The 18561-nt window shown below is 64.0% G+C and carries 10 protein-coding genes; 1 reads left to right on the top strand and 9 read right to left on the bottom strand.

From position 1 onward, the window contains the following. Window positions 1–16: 16 nt before the first annotated feature. From QA643_RS12375 to QA643_RS12350, 6 genes are all read right to left on the bottom strand, one after another. A complete protein-coding gene (locus tag QA643_RS12375; RefSeq protein ID WP_283033435.1) occupies window positions 17–2407 on the bottom strand; it encodes an MMPL family transporter in 2391 nt (796 codons plus the stop codon). 367 nt (window positions 2408–2774) lie between these two features. Next, window positions 2775–4796, bottom strand: a complete 2022-nt coding sequence (locus QA643_RS12370) for an acyltransferase family protein (RefSeq protein ID WP_283033434.1) — start codon at window positions 4794–4796, stop codon at window positions 2775–2777. 92 nt (window positions 4797–4888) lie between these two features. Continuing rightward, complete coding sequence (gene eutC / locus QA643_RS12365; protein ID WP_283033433.1) at window positions 4889–5659, bottom strand: ethanolamine ammonia-lyase subunit EutC; 771 nt, start codon at window positions 5657–5659, stop codon at window positions 4889–4891. A 6-nt stretch (window positions 5660–5665) separates the two neighbouring features. Next, the gene (locus tag QA643_RS12360) at window positions 5666–7252 is read right to left on the bottom strand and encodes a B12-binding domain-containing radical SAM protein (RefSeq protein ID WP_283033432.1); all 1587 of its coding nucleotides are present in this window, start codon (window positions 7250–7252) and stop codon (window positions 5666–5668) included. 149 nt (window positions 7253–7401) lie between these two features. Beyond that, window positions 7402–8784: an ethanolamine ammonia-lyase subunit EutB gene (locus tag QA643_RS12355; RefSeq protein ID WP_283033431.1), complete on the bottom strand. Its 1383-nt coding sequence runs from the start codon at window positions 8782–8784 to the stop codon at window positions 7402–7404. A 125-nt stretch (window positions 8785–8909) separates the two neighbouring features. Then, complete coding sequence (locus QA643_RS12350; protein ID WP_283033430.1) at window positions 8910–9509, bottom strand: hypothetical protein; 600 nt, start codon at window positions 9507–9509, stop codon at window positions 8910–8912. 481 nt (window positions 9510–9990) lie between these two features. Here QA643_RS12350 and QA643_RS12345 point away from each other — a divergent pair, with 481 nt between their 5' ends. After that, a complete protein-coding gene (locus QA643_RS12345) occupies window positions 9991–11697 on the top strand; it encodes a methyl-accepting chemotaxis protein (protein ID WP_283033429.1) in 1707 nt (568 codons plus the stop codon). Window positions 11698–11844: 147 nt separating this feature from the next. On the opposite strand, the gene QA643_RS12340 is transcribed toward QA643_RS12345, so the two are convergent. The 3 genes from QA643_RS12340 to QA643_RS12330 are packed head-to-tail and all read right to left on the bottom strand — an operon-like array spanning window position 11845 to window position 18534. Beyond that, window positions 11845–12723, bottom strand: coding sequence for a transglutaminase family protein (locus QA643_RS12340; RefSeq protein WP_283033428.1), 879 nt, complete (start codon window positions 12721–12723; stop codon window positions 11845–11847). Beyond that, on the bottom strand, window positions 12720–15239 hold the full coding sequence (locus QA643_RS12335) for a circularly permuted type 2 ATP-grasp protein (RefSeq protein WP_283033427.1): 2520 nt from the start codon (window positions 15237–15239) through the stop codon (window positions 12720–12722). Before QA643_RS12335 ends, QA643_RS12340 begins: the two co-directional genes overlap by 4 nt. Before the next feature lie 28 nt (window positions 15240–15267). Continuing rightward, the gene (locus tag QA643_RS12330) at window positions 15268–18534 is read right to left on the bottom strand and encodes a transglutaminase family protein (protein WP_283033426.1); all 3267 of its coding nucleotides are present in this window, start codon (window positions 18532–18534) and stop codon (window positions 15268–15270) included. Between the last annotated feature and the right edge of the window lie 27 nt (window positions 18535–18561).

The raw sequence follows: 18561 nt of genomic DNA, 5'->3' as shown, positions 1-18561 counted from the left end.
TGATGAGCAGCCGCAGTTATTCCGCAGCCTTGTTCTCCGCCGGCGTGGCGTGACTGACGCCGCGGATCTTTTCCGACAGGTTGATCAGGAACATCGAGGTGGGCCGCAGGATGAAGAGGTCCGCGACCAGGGCCGCGATCATCGAGAACGCGCTGAGCCAGCCGAACAGCCGCAGCGACGGCAGGTCGGAGAACACGGTGACGACAAGGCCGCAGGCCAGCACCACCGTGGTCAGGATCAGCGCCGGGCCGACCAGCACGGTGGCGCGCTCGACCGCCAGTCCTGAACTGACGCCCGGCTTGCTCTCCAGCCGCAAGCGGTTGAGGAAGTGGATGGTGGCTGAAAGGCCAAGGCCGAATGACACCGTGAGCGCGACGACGCTGGCGAACTGCAGCCCCTCGCCCAGTATCCAGAGCACCGTGCCCGATGCGACGACCGGGAAAATGCCCGGCAGGATGCACGAGAACATCACGACGACCGAGCGGAATGCGAGGCCGATGAAGATCGCAACCAGCAGGAACTCGATCGTGAGGCCGTGATTGAGCTTTGAGATCATGTTGGCGCTATTGCGCGCCGCGATCGCCGACAGGCCGGTGACCGCGATCTCGAAGCCGGGATGCTCGGCCCTCACCTTGTCGAGCGCCTTGTCGAGCTTGTCGACCACGGGAAGGATTTCGCTCGAATCGAGATCGGGCACGCGGCCCGAGACCACCACCGCATCCTGGTCGGCCGAGATGAAGCGGCGCACCAGATGCTCGGGTATCACGCTGACATATTCCTTCAGCGTCGCGACGTCGCTGCTGCCGGCTTTCTCAGCGAGCCAGCGGCGCAGCGTTTCCAGCGACCAGACGTTGCCGACGCCGGCCGACTTCTCGACCATGGCGTGAACTTCCGCGATCGTCTTCAGCGTATCCGGCGCATAGAGCGAGGCGCCCTTGGGGAATTCGATCAGCACATCGATCGGATTGGCGCCGGTGAGCTTGGCATCAAGACGGCCGGATGCCGCCACGGCCTGGCGTTTGTCCGGCACCTGATCGGCCAGGCGATAGCGCGGCTCGAGCGTGGCGTAAATGATGCCGAGACCCGCCACGAGGGCCAACGCGAGCAGGCTGAACAGCCCGGGACGGCCGACCATGCGCACCGCGATCCAGTAACAGAAATTGCGCAGCGCCTGCACGCCGGCATCGGCGCTCTGGAACTTGACCGCAAAGATCTTCTCGTTGCGGACGAACAGCACGCCGAACACCGGCACCAGCGACAGCACGGCGACCAGCGCGATGATGGTGGCGGCAAGGCCCGCCTCGCCAAATTTGCGGATCAGCTCGGAATCGGAGAACTGTAGGGCGATGAAGGAGATGCCCGCGGTTCCGTGGGTGAGCACGCAGGCCGGGCCTACCACCAGCACCGCGTTTTTGAAGGCAGTGATCTTGTCCTGCCCCGCGATCAGGCGGTCGCGCGCCGCAAAGGTCAGCTGCATCGAGTCCGAGAAGCTGATCACCATGATGAGCGGCGTCATCACGTTCAGGAACATATTGAGGTTGAAGCCGGCCCAGCCGAGGCCGCCGAGCGCAAGCAGGATCGCGATGATCGGCGGGAAGGCCGCGACCACCATGAACGATATCTTGCGGAAGAAGATGATCGCGATGATGCAGCCGGCGAGAATGCCCAGGATGTTGTAGGTCAGCCCGTCGCGCTTGACCGCGTTGCGGATCTCCAGCTGCATGACGGGCACGCCGGAAAGCTGCGCGTTGAGCCCGCTGCCGGAAAGATCCTCGGCCATGATCTTCCTGATCTCGCCGATCACCTTGCCGAGTTCGTTGGAGGAAACGATCTTCGGCTCTAGCGACAATACGATCAGCGCCAGCGTGCCGTCTTCCGACAACAATTTGCCGCGGATGATCTCGTTGGTTTTGACGGTTTCGGCGAACCTGTCGTAGGCCGCGCCCTGCGGCAGTTCGGGCGGGAACAGCGCCGCCGGCAGCTTGCCGGGCTCGGGCGCCTGCCGCGCCGAAAAGAGCGAGACCAGACCGCGCACACCCTCGATCAGCTGCAGGTCGGTGACCATGTCGCGGAGCTTTTCGAGGTTCTCGCGGGCCAGCAGCGTCTTGCCCTCGACCACAACCAGCACGTCGAATTCGGTCGCCGGGAAGCGCTTGGTCACGGCCTCATATTGCTTGTAGTCCTTGGAATCGGAGCGGAACAACTGGCTTAAGGAGTCGTCGATCTTGATCCGCTCGATGCCGAACAGAGCCCCGACGATCAGCACGGCCAGGATGATCATGGACAGGATCGGCGCCTTGACCGCGATCAGGCCCATGCGCTCGAGCCCGAAGGCGATGCTCTTGCCCGGCGGCGGCTCCTCGATGGCTGCGACGTGGACGCGACTTTCGGAGTTCTTGTCGAGCATACCCTGTCCAGTTCTCACGTCGGCCTGTTTGTGCAGCTTGGTTCTATGCAGTTTGGTGGCGCGAATACGGCTTTGGCGGCCCAATTCGAAATGGGCGCTAGCCCTTGAAATCACGCGGTAAATTCAACGGCCGCCGTTTTACAGGGCCGAACCCCATCGGGCAAGCACACCAGGCCGGGCAAATCGGCCTGAACATGACGAAAATCGCCGTTAAGTCTCTGATTTGCCACACCCGTAAACCCACCGGTTGGCGGCGCGCCCATGGCGAGGCCAATGCCGGTGGCAGCGGAACGGCACAGCACCCTCGGGTCAATTTTTCGGGAAGAAACTCGCCCCTGAAAACCCGCGTCCCGAACTGGCACGGCGCTCAGTCTTTCTTCTTCTCGGCTTCGGTCCGCCCGCGCAGCGCCGCGCGGAACGCAGCGTCGAACAGGCCGCGATACTGGAGCGCATTGACGTTGGAGATATGGGCGGCATCGCGAAAATTGGCATGCCCGTCCCGGATCAGGTAGCAATAGCCCTGCTCGCAGACGACAGGCAGCGGATCGACCTTGATGAGGTGGGGACTATCCCGATACCGATCCAACGCGTGCGCGATCTCCTCCCGGAAGGCGCTTCTGGTAATGGCGGGGCCAGCCTCAACCTTCCATTCGCTGATCGCCTTGCCGGCGCGGATCTGGTTTTCGATCCAGCGCTGCGGCAGGTCGAAGCCGATCTCCAGTAGCGGCATAATCACGACGACGGTCTTGCCTGCCGACAACAGGCGTTCCGCCAGGGCGGACATCTCGGCCCCGCCACTCCCGTTGCTGTTGAGCACGACAATGTTTGGCCCGGCCTGCGCCAACACGAAGGCGAGCGTCGCGCGGTTGAACTGCCGGCATGGCGGCTGATCGTCCGCGTATGCAGCGTCGTCGTCGACGAAGGCCCTGCATGCGCTCTGGGTCGCGATCAAGCCATGGATGCCGTTGTCGAGCGCCGCCGCCGAAATCGGCTCGAGATACTGGTTGGCATAGGAATCACCCCACAGGATCGCAGTCGGCTTGCCGGCGGCCGGCGCGCTGCCGAAGCTGCAATAGGCCTCGGCCGCCTTCTTGGTGGAGTTGGCATTTCTGAAGCACTCGTCCCGCGGTGTGCTGGTTCTTCTCGCCAGTTCGGCGGACAACAGATATTCCGGCAGCCTGCCCGGAAAACCCTTATTGAGGAAAGTCAGCGATACGAAGCCTGCCAACAGCGTGAACGAGACGATGGATGCTCCCAGCAGCCTGCGCGGCGTCCACAAATCCTTTCGAATTCTGAAGGGCTGTTCGACATAGCGATAGGAGATCGCGCCGAGCGCCAGCGAGATGAGCACCATCAACGTTTTCTGCGTGGGGCCCACGCCATACCCGCGCACGGATAGCCAGCTCAGTGCAAAAACCCAGACCGGCCAATGCCAAAGATAGATCGAATAGGACCAGTCGCCGACGCGCTGGATCGCAGCCGCCCCCAGCAAACCGGCTTCGTGGCTCCCCTGTCGGGCCGCAATGATGATGGCCGAGCCCAGGATCGGCAGGATCGTGAGCAAGCCGGGCCATCGCGCTTCAGGCAAGGGATAGACGACGCAGCCGGCGACCAGCGCCCAGCCTGCGAGCGCAGCGACCGGCGATTGCAGCCAGGAGCGACCGGCTGATCCTTCGGATCGGCGCCGGACCTCTGCTGCGGCGATCAATCCGCCAGCCAGCGGCTCCCAGGCTCTCGCCTGCAGCGAGAAGTAGGATGAGCCCGTTGCATCCTGCTCGCTTGCCCACAGACACCACGCCAATGACAGGGCAGCGAAGATCTGCAGCGTCACGATCACCGCAGTGATCCCCGACGTGGAGCGCGAGGCAAGCCGCCACACCAGGCCAACGATCAACGGCATGAAGAAATAGAACTGCCATTCCAGCGAAAGCGACCAGGTGTGAAGCAGCGGCTTGGTCTGGGCCGCCATGGCGAAATAGCCGCTGTCGCTCTTGAAGGCGAAGTTCGACAACAAGGTCAGCGCCGATAGTGCCTGGAGCAGGTGCCGCAGATATTCGGCCGGCAGGGTCACGAACCAGCCGACGATGACTGACGCAATGGTGAGCACCGCGAGCGCAGGATAGATCCGGCGCATCCGCATCATCCAGAAAGTCCACGGCGAAAATCGGCCGAGCTTCAGCTCGTTCAGCACCTTCGCCGTCATGAGATAGCCGGTGATCACCAGGAAGACATCGACGCCGACAAAGCCGCCAGCAAAACCCGGTATCTTGAAGTGAAAGCCGAGGACAGCGACCACCGATAACGCGCGGAGCGCGTTGATATCGAGCCGGAATGCGTCAGCAATCGCAGGCTTGCTTGCGGCCGTCGGTCGTGCCCCCGTCTTCTCCATCGCCTGTCCCTGCCCGCTTCTCGCCCGCTTATATCAGGCGCGAATTGGCTCACAACGGCAGCGCGGCCACAGGCCGGAACGTTTTCGGTCCTTCAATCGCGGGGCTTGGCGGCTATCAGCGCGGTTCCGCTCTCGTCCTTCAGCGCGACGCCGGTCACCTCGCGCGCGATGCCCTCACGCACCAACCAAGCTATCTTGAAGGCGGCTTCGTCATAGCCCAGCCCCGCGCCGTGGATGTTGGACACGCAGTTGCGTTTCTCATCGGTAAGGCCGATGCGCGGCGCAAAGGTCAGGTAGGCGCCGAGGCTGTCGGGCGCCGACAGGCCGGGCCGCTCGCCGATCAACATCACCACCATCCGCGCGCCGAGCACGGCGCCGATCTCGTCGCCCAGCGCGACGCGCGCCCCCGAGGCGACCACGACAGGGCCGCACGGAACACCCGCCTCCGTCAGGCGCGGCACAAGCTGACGAACCAGTTCGACCGCATGCATATTGACGGCCACCGGCGAGAGGCCATCGCCGATCACGATCGCAATCTTGCCTGCGCCGCCCGGCTTCTCCAACGCGCGACGCGAGTCCGCATCGAGCATGCGACCGAGATCGGGACGACGCAGATAGTCGCGCCGGTTACGCGCCTGGCTGGAAACCGTCCTCACTTCAAGGCCGAGACCACCCAACTCCATGACGAGGCGCTGCCCATCGAAGACGGCGTGAACGGCGTCGCGCGCCCGGGCATGATCGAGCGTGAAGGCGAGCAGCGCCTCGGTCGGCATGCTGGCGCCGGAGCGGCCGAGCCCGACGCGCGCCGGCGTCAGCTCCCGCAGGGCTTCGAGCGGGCGTGACGGCGGCGCCGGCGTTTTCATCTTTTGCTACTCGGCAGGGACAGAGGCCTCGCGCAGGCGGATCGAGTAGTTGGACGCGTTCTGCTGGCCACCGGATGCGGCACGCGCGAACTTGATCAGATGATGCGCAATGGTAGCGGAGCCGATGAACCCCTCGATATCGCCGCGCCGGAGCCGCCCAAATGCGAACTTCCAGAACACGCGCCTGTAATCGCCGAGCACGCCGACCTGCCAGAAGATGTTGCGCAGCATGATCAGCGCGCGGCGGATGTTGCTCCAGCTCTTCATCTCGGGCGCAACCGGCACCTTGATACGGTTGGCGTAGGTATATTCGCATTGATACTGATAGCGCGCGAACAGCTTCGCCGGCTCGTAGGCGATCTCCATACATCGCTTCCAGGAGCTGATGACTTCCTCATAGGGCATCAGGAATTCGACGTTGGAATCGCGGCCGTCGTCGTCGACCAGGCGTCCTTCGCGCTCCAACCGATCCCACAGCGGCGTCTTCGGCAGCGCTTGCAGCAGATTGATCGTCAGCAGTGGAATCCGCGAGTCATCGACGAACTTGAGCAGCGCATCCGCGGTGCCCGGCTTATCGGTATCGAGCCCCATGAGAATGCCGGAGACGACCTCCATGCCGTAGGAATTGATGGTCTGGATACCTTCGAGAATCGGGACCATCATGTTGTGGTCCTTGTGCATTGCGTGCAGCGCATCCGGATCCGGCGTCTCGATGCCGCAAAACACGGTGACGAACTGCGCCTCGCGCATCTTCTCCAGGATCTCGGGCCGCTTGGCAATGTTCAGCGTCGCCTCGCAAGCCAGCCGCACGACGTAGCCGGTCCGCTTCTGCCATTCGATCAGATGCGGCAGCAGGTCCAGCGCAGCCTTGCGGTTGCCGATGAAATTGTCGTCGACGAAATAGATCGTGTCGGTCATGCCGCATTCGCGTAAGCGGTCCAGTTCGGCAACGATCTGCTCAGGCGTCTTCAGGCGCGGGTTGCGTCCGTAGAGGCCGGGAATGTCGCAGAACTCGCACTGATAGGGACAGCCGCTGGAAAACTGGATGCTGCCGAGCAGATATTTTTTCACTTCCGCCAGCTCGTAGGCCGGGATCGGAAACTCGGTCATCGACAGCCGGTCATTGGTCTTCAGCACCACCTGCTGCGCCGGGCGCGAGGGATCATCCGCCAGACGCGCGAGTAGTTCGTTGGTGGCGTCGCCGAGTTCGCCGACATGGAGATAGTCGAACGAGGGATAATAATCCGGACACGCGCTTACCGACGGTCCGCCGATGGCCACGGCGAGATTGAAGGCGTGCGCGCGGCGGCAGATATCGTTCATCTGCTGGCGCTGAATGTGCATGCCGCTGACGAACACCGCCTCCGCCCATTCGAAATCCTCCCTGGAGGCAGGGCGAATATTCTCGTCGACGAAGCGGACCGGCCAGTTCGCCGGAAGATAGGCCGCGATCAAGAGAAGGCCCTGCGGCGGCATGAACGCCTGGACGCCGTCGGTCAGGGGATAAGCGTGCTCGAACGTACCGAAAGAAGACGTATAGCGCGGGAAGACGCACAGGATACGCCGTACCGTTCTAAGGCCTTCAGCTCTCATCAAATTTCCTCAAGGCTGACACGAATTTAAGCACGACATTGAAAGCTGGACCAGCAATTCTTCAATATTGTGACAGTGTCTGCTAACTCGTAGCGGGTTCAATTGGTTGCACTAAAATATGAAGGCGTTGGGCCGGGCCCTTCTGCCGCTCAGGCGATCAGCCGTGAGGCAAATTCGGGCAGCAGCCCCGCGTCGCCCGCAAGCCGGAAATCGGCATTCGCAAGGCCTGACCGGACCAGCCAGTCGTCGAACTCCGGCGCACGCTTCAATCCGAAGAGGTCGCGGACATAGAGCGCGTCGTGGAACGAGGTCGACTGGTAGTTCAGCATGACGTCGTCGGCGCCCGGCACGCCCATGATGAAGGTGACGCCGGCGGCGGCCAATAGCGTCAACAGATTGTCCATGTCGTCCTGATCGGCTTCGGCATGGTTGGTGTAGCAGACGTCGACACCGAGCGGCAGGCCGAGCAGCTTGCCGCAGAAATGATCCTCGAGGCCAGCACGGATGATTTCCTTGCCGTCATAAAGATATTCCGGGCCGATGAAGCCGACCACGCTGTTGACGAGCAGCGGATCGAACGCCCGCGCCACCGCATAGGCGCGCGCCTCGCAGGTCTGCTGGTCGACGTTGCGGTGCGCATTGGCTGACAGCGCCGAGCCCTGCCCGGTTTCGAAATACATTACATTGTCGCCTACCGTGCCTCGGCGCAGCGACAGCCCGGCCTCGCGCGCCTCGCGGAGCAGCTTCAGATCGACGCCGAAGCTGCGGTTGGCGGCCTCGGTTCCAGCGATCGACTGGAACACCAGGTCGACCGGGGCGCCCTGCCCGATCAAGCCGAGCGTCGTGGTGACGTGGGCGAGCACGCAGCCCTGGGTCGGGATCTGCAGCCGCGAGATGATGCCGTCGAGCAACCGCAGCAGCTCGCCGATCACGGCCGGATCGTCGCTCGCCGGATTAATGCCGATGCAGGCGTCGCCCGAGCCGAGCAAAATGCCGTCGAGGATCGACGCGGTGATGCCCTTGGTGTCGTCGAACGGATGGTTGGGCTGCAGCCGCACGCTCATCCGCCCCTTCAGGCCGATGGTGTTGCGGAACGCCGTGGTTACCGCGCATTTGCTCGCAACCAGGATCAGATCCTGGTTGCGCATCAGCTTGGAGACGCCAGCCGCCATTTCCGGCGTGATCCCGCGCGAAACACGCGTGAGCGTTTCGCCGGTTGCGGCGTCGGACAACAGCCAGTCACGGAAGCCGCCGACGGTCAGCGCGGAAATCGGCGCAAAAGCCGGCTCCGAATGGCTGTCGATGATCAGCCGTGTGACCTCGTCCTCCTCGTAAGGGACCACCGCCTCGTTGAGAAACTGCTTGAGCGGCACATTGGCGAGCGCCATGCGCGCCGCGATCATTTCTTCGGCACTTTCGGCCGCCACGCCGGCAAGACGGTCGCCGGACCGCGGCGGCGTCGCCTTGGCGAGCAGCTCGCGCAAATCGCCGAACACGTAGGAGGTCGCACCGATGACCTGGCGATAGACCATGCTGAGTTTCCCAAAAACCGTATCAGCCCGATGGCAACGCTATCCTATCACCTTGCGCGCGACGATGCGGAAGAAGAGGTGGTCGTTTTTTTCAGCACGGCGCTCGCTGTCCGGCCGCCTCCCGGCTAGTTCAGCGTGTGATAATAACGGGCGAAGAAGCTGATCTCGTAGACCAGCGCGCCGAGCACAAACAGCGCGTGGAATTTCACATTCCGCGTCACCGCGGCGACGCCGCAGATCAATATAAAGACCACGACCGATACGAGATATTCCAGTCCGAGCGACTGCAGATGCGCGTCGCCCTTGATCCAGGTGTCGATCACATCGAGCGCTTCGGTGAGAGCCGCAAAGCCGAAGAACCAGCGCCGGCGGGACAGAAAGTAGTCCTGATAGCCCTTGTATTCCTCAAGATCCTGCGGGAACAGCAGCGCGCTGAGGAAGAAATACATCGATGCATAGGCGCAGACGAAGAAATAAAGGCCGAACGTCCAGTGCGGGATGAGGCTCAGGCGGAATTCCCACCACCAGAACGTCACTACGTTGACCAGCGCCCAGGCCACCCAGCCGAGGTGAACGGACCAGATCTGGTAGCGTTTGGGGTGCTGGACGATTGCCGCGATGCCGCTGACCAGGCGCGTCACGCTGAGCCCGAGAATGATTCCGATCAGCACCCGCACGTGAAGATAGAGATCGGCATTGCCCGACAGGATCGCAGTTTGAGTCATCAGGTCCAGTTCTTATCATTGCCCAGGGAGCGCAGCGGAAACTCCAGCTTCCGTCCCTTGCTCTTGTCTAACTTGATTCGGTGAAGGGATCTCTGGCGATGAGGAATGCGCCTCGTGAGAACTATTCTTTCGGTTGCGCAATGCGACGCAGAACTATTTTCGGTTGCCGCCGCTGTCACGAAAGACCGCGCGCCTCTGCTCCGCCTAAACAGCGACCTGCAATTGCGGTGGCATACCAGAGGCTCGCTGTGGTCGCGGGATGCTGCCGAAATTTCCCGCCCCTGCAATTCGCAGAGGGCTCGTAATCACCTGAACCAGCTGGATTATTGTGCTTTAGTTGCAGATTTTGCGATTTCACGCGTTAAGACAATGTCCATCAAAGTTCAGCACACTTTGCCCATGTTGGCGGCATTCGCTGGACCTGCGCCGGCGTCTTGCTACCCCTGAATTGCAATATCCCCTGCTCGTTTTTGGTGGCGCCATGGCATCCCGGTTTTCGCTTGCAGCCAAATTGTATTCGATCTTCGCGCTGTTCGCGGTCTTGGTCGCGGCCATCACGGCCCTGTCCGACTACAACACGCGCCAGAACGCCGAACTCACCGAAGCGGTCTCGATCGCCAGCCGCGCTGCGCTCAATGTCGAGCGCATCAATTCGCTGGTCTATGCGGTCGTGATGGAATCGCGCGGCATCTACATGTCATCAGAGCCTCCCGTGGTGAAGAAGTACGGCGACGGGCTGCTCAAGTTCAACGCCCGCATTCTCGAAGTCGTCAAGAACTGGGAGGCGCTGGTGCAGGCCGACGACGCCCAGCAGTTCGCCACCTTCAAAAAGCGCATCGAGCAGTTCGTCGATTTCCGTAAAGAGCTGGTGCGCCGCGGCGTCGAGATCAACGGGGCTGCGGGGCGCGAATGGGGCGACAACGACGCCAACCGCCAAGTGCGCACCGCGCTGAACAAGGACCTCGAGGCGCTGTCGAAGGTCTATGCCGAGCGCAGCAAGAAGCTTGCACTGCAGACCGACACCAATCACACGATGGCCTTTGTGCTGACCTGCCTCGGCGTCATGGCGCTGGCGGTGGTCGTGATCGGCGTCCTGATCATCGCGCGCTCGATCGCGCGGCCGCTTTCGGCCATCACCTCGACCATCAAGCAGGTCGCCGACGGCGACGAAGGCGTCGAAGTTCCGCATACCGGCCGTGCCGACGAGATCGGCGCTCTCGCCCGCGCCATCAAGATCTTCCAGGAAGCGATGGATCGCAACCGCAACCTGAATTCGCAGGTGCTGGAGGATTCCAAGGCGCGCGATGAGCGCTCCCGCCATATCGAGGCCTCAGTCGACGCCTTCCGCGAAGCCATCAGCGGCGTCGTACGCGCCGTCACCGACAATGCGACCGCGATGCGCGACACCGCCCAGACCATCGCCAGCGTCTCCTCCGATGCCAGCGGCCGCGCGGTGGCCGCCTCCGGCGCGACCGAGCAGGCGTCCAGCAACGTCTCCGCCGTTGCCAGCGCCGCCGAGGAACTGTCCGCTTCCGTCGAGGAAATCGGCCGCCAGGTTCGGCAGTCGGCCGGCGCCGTCGAGCAGGCCGGCCAGCGCACCGAAAAGTCGGTTTCGGAAATCGAGGGGCTTGCGGCCGCGACCCAGCGCATCGACGGCGTGCTCAACCTGATCCAGGCGATCGCCGAGCAGACCAATCTGCTCGCGCTCAACGCAACGATCGAGGCCGCGCGCGCGGGCGACGCCGGCCGCGGCTTCGCCGTGGTCGCCCATGAGGTCAAGGCGCTGGCCGAGCAGACCGCGAAAGCGACCGCCGAAATCGGCCAGAATGTCGGGCTAATCCAGACCTCGACCAAGACCTCGGTCGAGGCGGTTCGTGAGATCGGCAATGCCGTGCGCGAGATCAACGAGGTGACCTCGATCATCGCCAGCGCGATCGAACAGCAAGATTCGGCAACGCGCGAGATTTCGTCGAACGCGCAACTGGCGGCGCAAGGCAACGGAACGCTGGTGGTCAACATCAACTCGCTGAGCGAGTCGATCGGCACCACCAACACCGCGGCCGCCTCCGTTCTCACCGCCTCCAGCGAGCTGACGGCGACTGCGGAGACGCTGTCACGCGAGGTCGAAAAATTCTTCCGTGACCTGCGCGCGGATGCCTCCGAGCAGATGCGGAAGACCGGGACTTAAGGCCTCCTCCCGTTTGCCGACAGGCAATCGCCTGTATCCCCAAACTCGTCATGCCCGGGCTTGTCCCGGGCATCGACGTCTTGGGCACTCACAAAAGAACGTGGATGGCCGGGACAAGTCCGCCATGACGTTGAGGAAGCGGGCATTTCACTCCACCAGCAGCACGTCGACGGCAACGCCGAGTTTCTGCTTGCGCGATCCGACGATGATGCCGTCGACCGGCGAGACGTCGGAGAAGTCGCGTCCGACCGCCAGAATGATGTGATCGTTCTCGACGATGAGATCGTTGGTCGGATCGAAACCGGTCCAGCCGATCGCGGCGCCGCACCACACTGACACCCAGGCGTGCGTGGCGTCCGCGCCCTGCAGGCGTGGCTGGCCCGGAGGCGGAATGGTGCGCAGGTATCCGCTGACATAGGCCGCCGGCAGGCCGAGGCCGCGCAGGCCGGCAATCATCACATGGGCAAAATCCTGGCACACGCCGTGACGCTTCTCGAACACTTCGCGGAGCGGCGTAGAAATCACCGTTGCCTTGGGGTCGTATCTGAAGTCGCTGCGAATCCGGCGCATCAGATCGGCGGCGCCGGCGACGATGCCGCTGCCCGGCGCGAAGCTCACGGCGGCATAGGCGGTGACCGACGCATCTACCGGCACCAGCGAACTCGCAAAGACGTAGCCGACCGGCGACATCGGGCCGAGGCTGTTGGATTCAAAGGCTGCCTCGCGGATGTCTTCCCACGACGGGCTCGGCGCGGCGCGGTCAAGCTGCTTGCGCGAGACCGAAACGCGCGATCTGGAATCGATGCGCAAATTGCGATGCGCCGCCTCGATCAGCACGCTCTCGGTATGGGTTCCGAAAAAATCCCGCCGTATTGTGCGCTCGGCCGGCCGCGGCCGGATCTCGACGGTGTGGGAAATCAGTTGCTGCCCGTTGCCGCTCCACGGCTCGAGCCGCAGCGAACAGCGCGCAAAACTCACCGGGCTGTCATACGCATAGGTCGTGACGTGCCGGATGTCGTAGATCACGCAAGGCCCGTCAGCTTCTCGGGCCGGCTCGCATGCGGTCCGTGCGGGAAATAATGCTGGCCGACGGCATCGGCGAGATTGAGCAGCGCCTGTTCGAGCGAGAACAGGCTGGTGACGTCGAGCGTTGCAGCTTCCGCCGTGGTCAGCGTCGCCTGCAACGCCACCGCCAGCCGCTGCGGCCGCTCGATCAGGCCATGCTCCTTCAGGCTCGGCAACGCGGCGATGTGGTCGTTCAGTGCTGCGACCTGGAACGCGACCGAGCGCGGATTATAGGGATCGAGCACCGCGAGATCGCGCACCGGCGCCAGCGCCGGGCCGACCAGATAGCGCGAACGATAGGTGATCTGGCAATCCACCAGTGTCAGCAGCATATCGAGGTCTTCCTCGCCCGCCTCGTCGTAGGCGAACTGCCGGGCAAACCGCACGGTGTTGATGGCGCGCTCGGCACGGCGGCCCATGTCGAGGAAGCGCCATCCGGCGGCGCGGTTCATGTTCTCCTGCGCGAGGCCCGCGATGCTCGCCAGTTCCTGCAGTGTCAGTTCGGCGGCGCTGACGATGCTGTCGTCGTCATCGACCTGCAGCGCGAGGCGCTCCACCATTTCGGTGATGATCTGCCAGGCGTCGGGCGAAAGCCGCTCGCGCAGCGAGCTCGCGGTGCGCTGCACGGACCTGACCAGCGAAAGCGCCGAGCCGAACTTCTGCTCGCTCTGCAGCGCCTCGGCGATCACCCGCGCCGGATTGGTCCGCGTCGTCTGCGACGTGGCGCCCCAGCTCACCAGAATGCGCTGGATCCGCTCGACCGAAGGCAGCGCGGAGGCGCCGTTGGCCGAATTGCGCGTCGAGGTGCCGAGCGCTCGGATCAGCCGCAGCGTCGCCTCGGCGCGCTCGAGATAGCGGCCGAGCCAGAACAGATTGTCCGCGGCACGGCTCGGCACCACGCCGGCGATGCGCCTGATCCGCACAGTGTCGGCCGCTGGCAACAGCGTTGCGGAAGCAACCGCCTTGTCGGATACCACCCAGACGTCGGCCGATCGCGCGCCGTCGCCCATCGACACCGCGCGGGCATCGGCCTGCTCGGCGATCCGGCAGAAGCCGCCGGGCATGATGGTCCAGCCGTTCGGCGTCGCGGCGGCGAAAACCCGCAGCACGAACGGACGCGGCGTAAGCCGCCCCTCCTCCCACACCGGCGTCGTCGACAGCCGCACCAGCTCCTGGCCGACATAGTCGATGCCACGGTCAGTGATCGCCTGCCGGAGCCGGTCGCGCTCGGCGGGCGGCAACTCGCCGGCCAGCACGGGCCCATAATCGGAAAAGCCAGGGACGGCGCGGCCGTACGCGCCCTCGATCGCAAAATCCTCGATCCGCGATAGCACCTCGTCGCGCGCCGATTTCTGGCCGCACCACCAGGTCGCGATATGCGGCATGATCAGGGTCTCGCCGAGCAGGCGCCGGCACAGGCTCGGCAGGAAACCGAGCAGCGCCCTCGCCTCCAATACGCCCGAGCCCGGCATGTTGGCGACGACGACGCCACTCTTGCGCACGACATCGATCAGGCCCGGCACGCCGAGATGCGAGGAGGCATCGAGCTCAAGCGGATCGAGAAAATTGGAATCGACCCGGCGCAGCAGCACGTCGAGCCGCTTCAACCCTGCGACGGTGCGGATATGGATGCGGTCGCCGCTGACAGCGAGATCGTCGCCCTCGACCAGCAGAAAGCCGAGATAGCGCGCCAGTGTCGCGTGCTCGAAATAGGTTTCGCTGAAGACGCCCGGCGTCAACAGCCCGATCCGTGGCTCGTCGCGGTCGGCGCTGGCGCGCAAGCTCTCGCGGAACGCTTCGAAAAACGGCGCGACGCGCTCGACATTCATCGACTTGTAGAGGCCGGAAAAGGCGCGCGACAGCACCAGGCGGTTTTCCAGCGCGTAGCCGGCGCCCGATGGCGCTTGCGTGCGGTCATTGAGCACCCACCAGCGTCCGTCGGGACCGCGGCCGACGTCGGCGGCATAGAAATGCAGGTAGCGGTTACCCGGCGGTTTGACGCCGCAAACCGCGCGCAGATATTCGCTGCTGCCGGCGATCGCCGCCGCGGGCACCGCACCATCGGCCACCAGCCGCCCCTCGCCGTAGAGATCGCGCAGCACCATTTCGAGCAATTGCGCGCGCTGCGCGATGCCCGTCGTCAGCTGCTTCCAATCGGCTTCGTCGATGATCAGCGGCAGATGGCTGAGCGGCCACAGGCGATCGGCGGTCTCGCCGGGCGCGCGATAGGTGACGCCGGCCTCGCGCAGATGGCGGTCGGCGGAAGCAAAGCGCCGCTCGATATCGACGGGTGAAAGCGCGGCGAAGGCATCGAAGAAGCGGGTCCAGGCCGGCCGCGGCGTCCCGTCGGGGCCGATATATTCGTCGGGGATGCCAGGCAGCCGCGCATAATCGCGGGTCCATTGCGCCATCCGGCGCTGGCCCGGCCGGGCCTTGATCTCCTGATTATCGCCTTGACTGGTGCCTTGGCCTGACATTCCGATTCCCTGAGACCGTCGCCTCCGATTAGATCAGGAGCGGCGTCCTCAAGTCGAGCGTCAAAGGGAAATCAATGGTGCGTTCCTCGGGCGGCGGGTCGATTTTGCCGGGGGTGTGGCCGTGGTCCTGAAACCGGGCCAGCCGCCGGGCCTCCGCCTCATAGGAATTGACCGGCTTGGTATCATAGTTGCGGCCGCCGGGATGGGCGACGTGGTAGACGCAGCCGCCGAGCGAGCGGCCGTTCCAGGTGTCGATCAGGTCAAATGTGAGGGGCCCGTGGACCGGAATGGTCGGATGCAGCCCGGAGGCCGGCTGCCATGCCTTGAAGCGGACTGCCGCCACCGCCTCACTGGCGCGCCCGGTCGGCGTCATCGGCATCCGCCTCCCGTTGCAAGTCATGACATGGCGGCCCTCGACAAAGCCGGTCGCCTTGACCTGCAACCGCTCGACGGAAGAGTCGACATAGCGCACGGTGCCGCCCGCCGAGCCCTCTTCGCCGAGCACGTGCCAGGGCTCCAGCGCCTGGCGCAATTCGAGCGCGACACCGCCATGATGGACGCGGCCGAACGCCGGAAAACGAAATTCGAGCTGGGCCTGATACCATTCCGGCGAGAACGCGTAGCCCGACTGCCTGAGCTCATCGAGCACGCCGAGGAAATCTTCCCAGAGGAAGTGCGGCAGCATGAAGCGATCGTGCAGCGCGGTGCCCCAGCGCACGAACTTGCCCTGCTGCGGCTCACGCCAGAGCTTTGCGATCAGTGCGCGGATCAGGAGCTGCTGCGCCAGCGACATCCTGGGATCGGGCGGCATTTCGAGCGCGCGGAATTCGACCAGCCCGAGCCGGCCGGTCGGCCCATCGGGCGAATAGAGCTTGTCGATGCAGATTTCGGCGCGATGGGTGTTGCCGGTGATATCGACCAGGATGTGCCGGAACAGCCGGTCGGCCAGCCATAGCGGCGCCTCGAGGCCGGGCGGCGGCACATGCGAAAGCGCGATCTCCAGCTCATAGAGCCCGTCATGCCGCGCCTCATCGATGCGCGGCGCCTGGCTGGTCGGGCCGATGAACATGCCGGAGAAGAAATAGGACAGCGACGGATGGCGCTGCCAGTACAGCACGAGGCTCTTCAGGAGATCGGGCCGGCGCAGGAACGGCGAGTCCTGCGGGGTGGAGCCGCCGACCACGACATGATTGCCGCCGCCTGTGCCGGTGTGGCGGCCGTCGACCAGGAAGCGGTTGGCGCCGAGCCTGACTTTCGCAGCATCCTCATACAGGCCGAAGGTGATATCGACCGCCTCGCGCCAGCTCTGCGCCGGCTGGACGTTGATCTCGATGACGCCGGGGTCGGGCGTCACCTTGATCACCTCGATGCGCGGATCATAGGGCGGCCCATAGCCCTCGACATGAACCGCGATCTGCATCTCCTCGGCGGCCGCCTCCACCGCCGCAACCAGTTCAAGATAATGCTCGACCTTCTCGACCGGCGGCATGAAGACGCACAGCACGCCATCTCGGATTTCGACTGATGCAGCGGTGCGCACCGGCTTCGGCTTGGACTTGGCTTTCGACCGCTGCGCGCCTTTTGGTCCCGCCGTCTTCTCCTCGGCCACAAGCTCCAGCCTTGGCTCCATCGGATCCTGTTCAACGACGTAGGGATATTCTTCCGGCGGAACGTGCGGCAGCGATGCCATCGGCAGCCGCAACCCGAGCGGGGAATCGCCCGGGATCAGGAACAGATGGCTGCGCCGAAGCTGCCAATGCTCGCTCATCCAGGCGGAGGCGTCGGCGTCCTCATGCTGGACCGGCAGCACGAAGCCTCTCGGCTTGTCGAGCCCTTGATCGAATACCCGTGCCATCCGCGCGCGCTCTTCGGCGTCGGCCAGCTTGGAGTCGGGCGGATCGACGTTGACGGGAAGCGCAGCCTCCTTCTGCAGCCAGTGCACGGGGTCTTCATAAGCCGGTATGACATAGCCGGCATCGAGGCCGATCCGCTTCGCCACTGCTTCCGTGAAGGCCCTGGCCTCTTCGATGGTCGACTTGCGCGGATTGTCGATATCAGCAATCAGATCCGCGTTCTTCCAGATCGCCACGCCGTCCTTGCGCCAATAGAGACCGAACGCCCAGCGCGGCAGGCTCTCGCCCGGATACCATTTGCCCTGCCCGTAATGTAGCAGCCCGCCCGGCGCGAACCGCGCGCGCAGCTTGCGGATCAGCTCGTCCGCCAGCGCCTGCTTGGTCGGGCCGATGGCGGCGATATTCCATTCCGGCGATTCCAGATCCTCGACGGAGACGAAGGTCGGCTCGCCGCCCATGGTGAGGCGCACGTCATCACTGACGAGATCGGCATCGACCTGTTCGCCGAGCGCATCGAGCCGCGCCCAGGATTCGTCGGAGAACGGCCGCGTGATCCGCGGCGCCTCGCGAATCCGCTTGACGCTCATCTCGAAGCCGAAATCGACATTGGCAAAGCCGGCACTGCCCGAGACCGGCGCCGCAGACCGGTAGTGCGGCGTGGCGGCAACGGGAATATGCCCCTCGCCGGTCAGCATGCCGGAGGTGACGTCGAACCCGATCCACCCCGCCCCGGGCAGATAGACCTCGGCCCAGGCATGCAGATCGGTGAAGTCGCTTTCGACCTCGCGCGGACCTTCGACCGGATCGATATCGGGCCGAAGCTGGATGAGATAGCCGGAGACGAAGCGCGCGGCGAGGCCGAGATGCCGCAGCGTCTCGATCAAGAGCCACGCGGAGTCGCGGCAGGAGCCGGCGCCGCGCGCCAGCGTCTGTTCCGGCGTCTGAATGCCCGGCTCCATCCGGATGAGATATTTGATCTTCTTCGCAAGCTTGGCGTTGAGCTCGACCAGGAAATTGACTGAACTGTCGGCCTCGCGCGGAATCTCGTTCAGATAGGCTGCGAACAGCGGCCCCTGCTCCGTCGTGACAAGATAGGGCGCCAGTTCGGTCTTGAGATCGGCGGTGTACCGAAACGGGAACGAATTGGCGTAAGGCTCGACAAAGAAGTCGAAGGGATTGAAGACCGTCATCTGCGCGGTGAAGTCGACTTCGATCTTGAGCTCGGTCGCCCTCTCCGGAAAGACGAATCGCGCGAGCCAGTTGCCTTGCGGGTCCTGCTGCCAGTTCACGAAATGGTTGGAGGGCGTGACCTTGAGCGAATAGCTCAGGACCGGCGTGCGCGTATGCGGCGCCGGGCGCAGGCGAACGGTTTGCGGGCCGAGATCGATCGGTCGGTCGTATTTGTAGTGCGTGACATGATGCAGTGCGACGAAGATCGACACGGACCGGAGACTCCAGCGGCTTTTTTA

The organism is Bradyrhizobium sp. CB3481, assembly GCF_029714305.1.
Lineage (GTDB): Bacteria > Pseudomonadota > Alphaproteobacteria > Rhizobiales > Xanthobacteraceae > Bradyrhizobium.
This window is presented reverse-complemented; position numbering and strand designations above follow the sequence as displayed.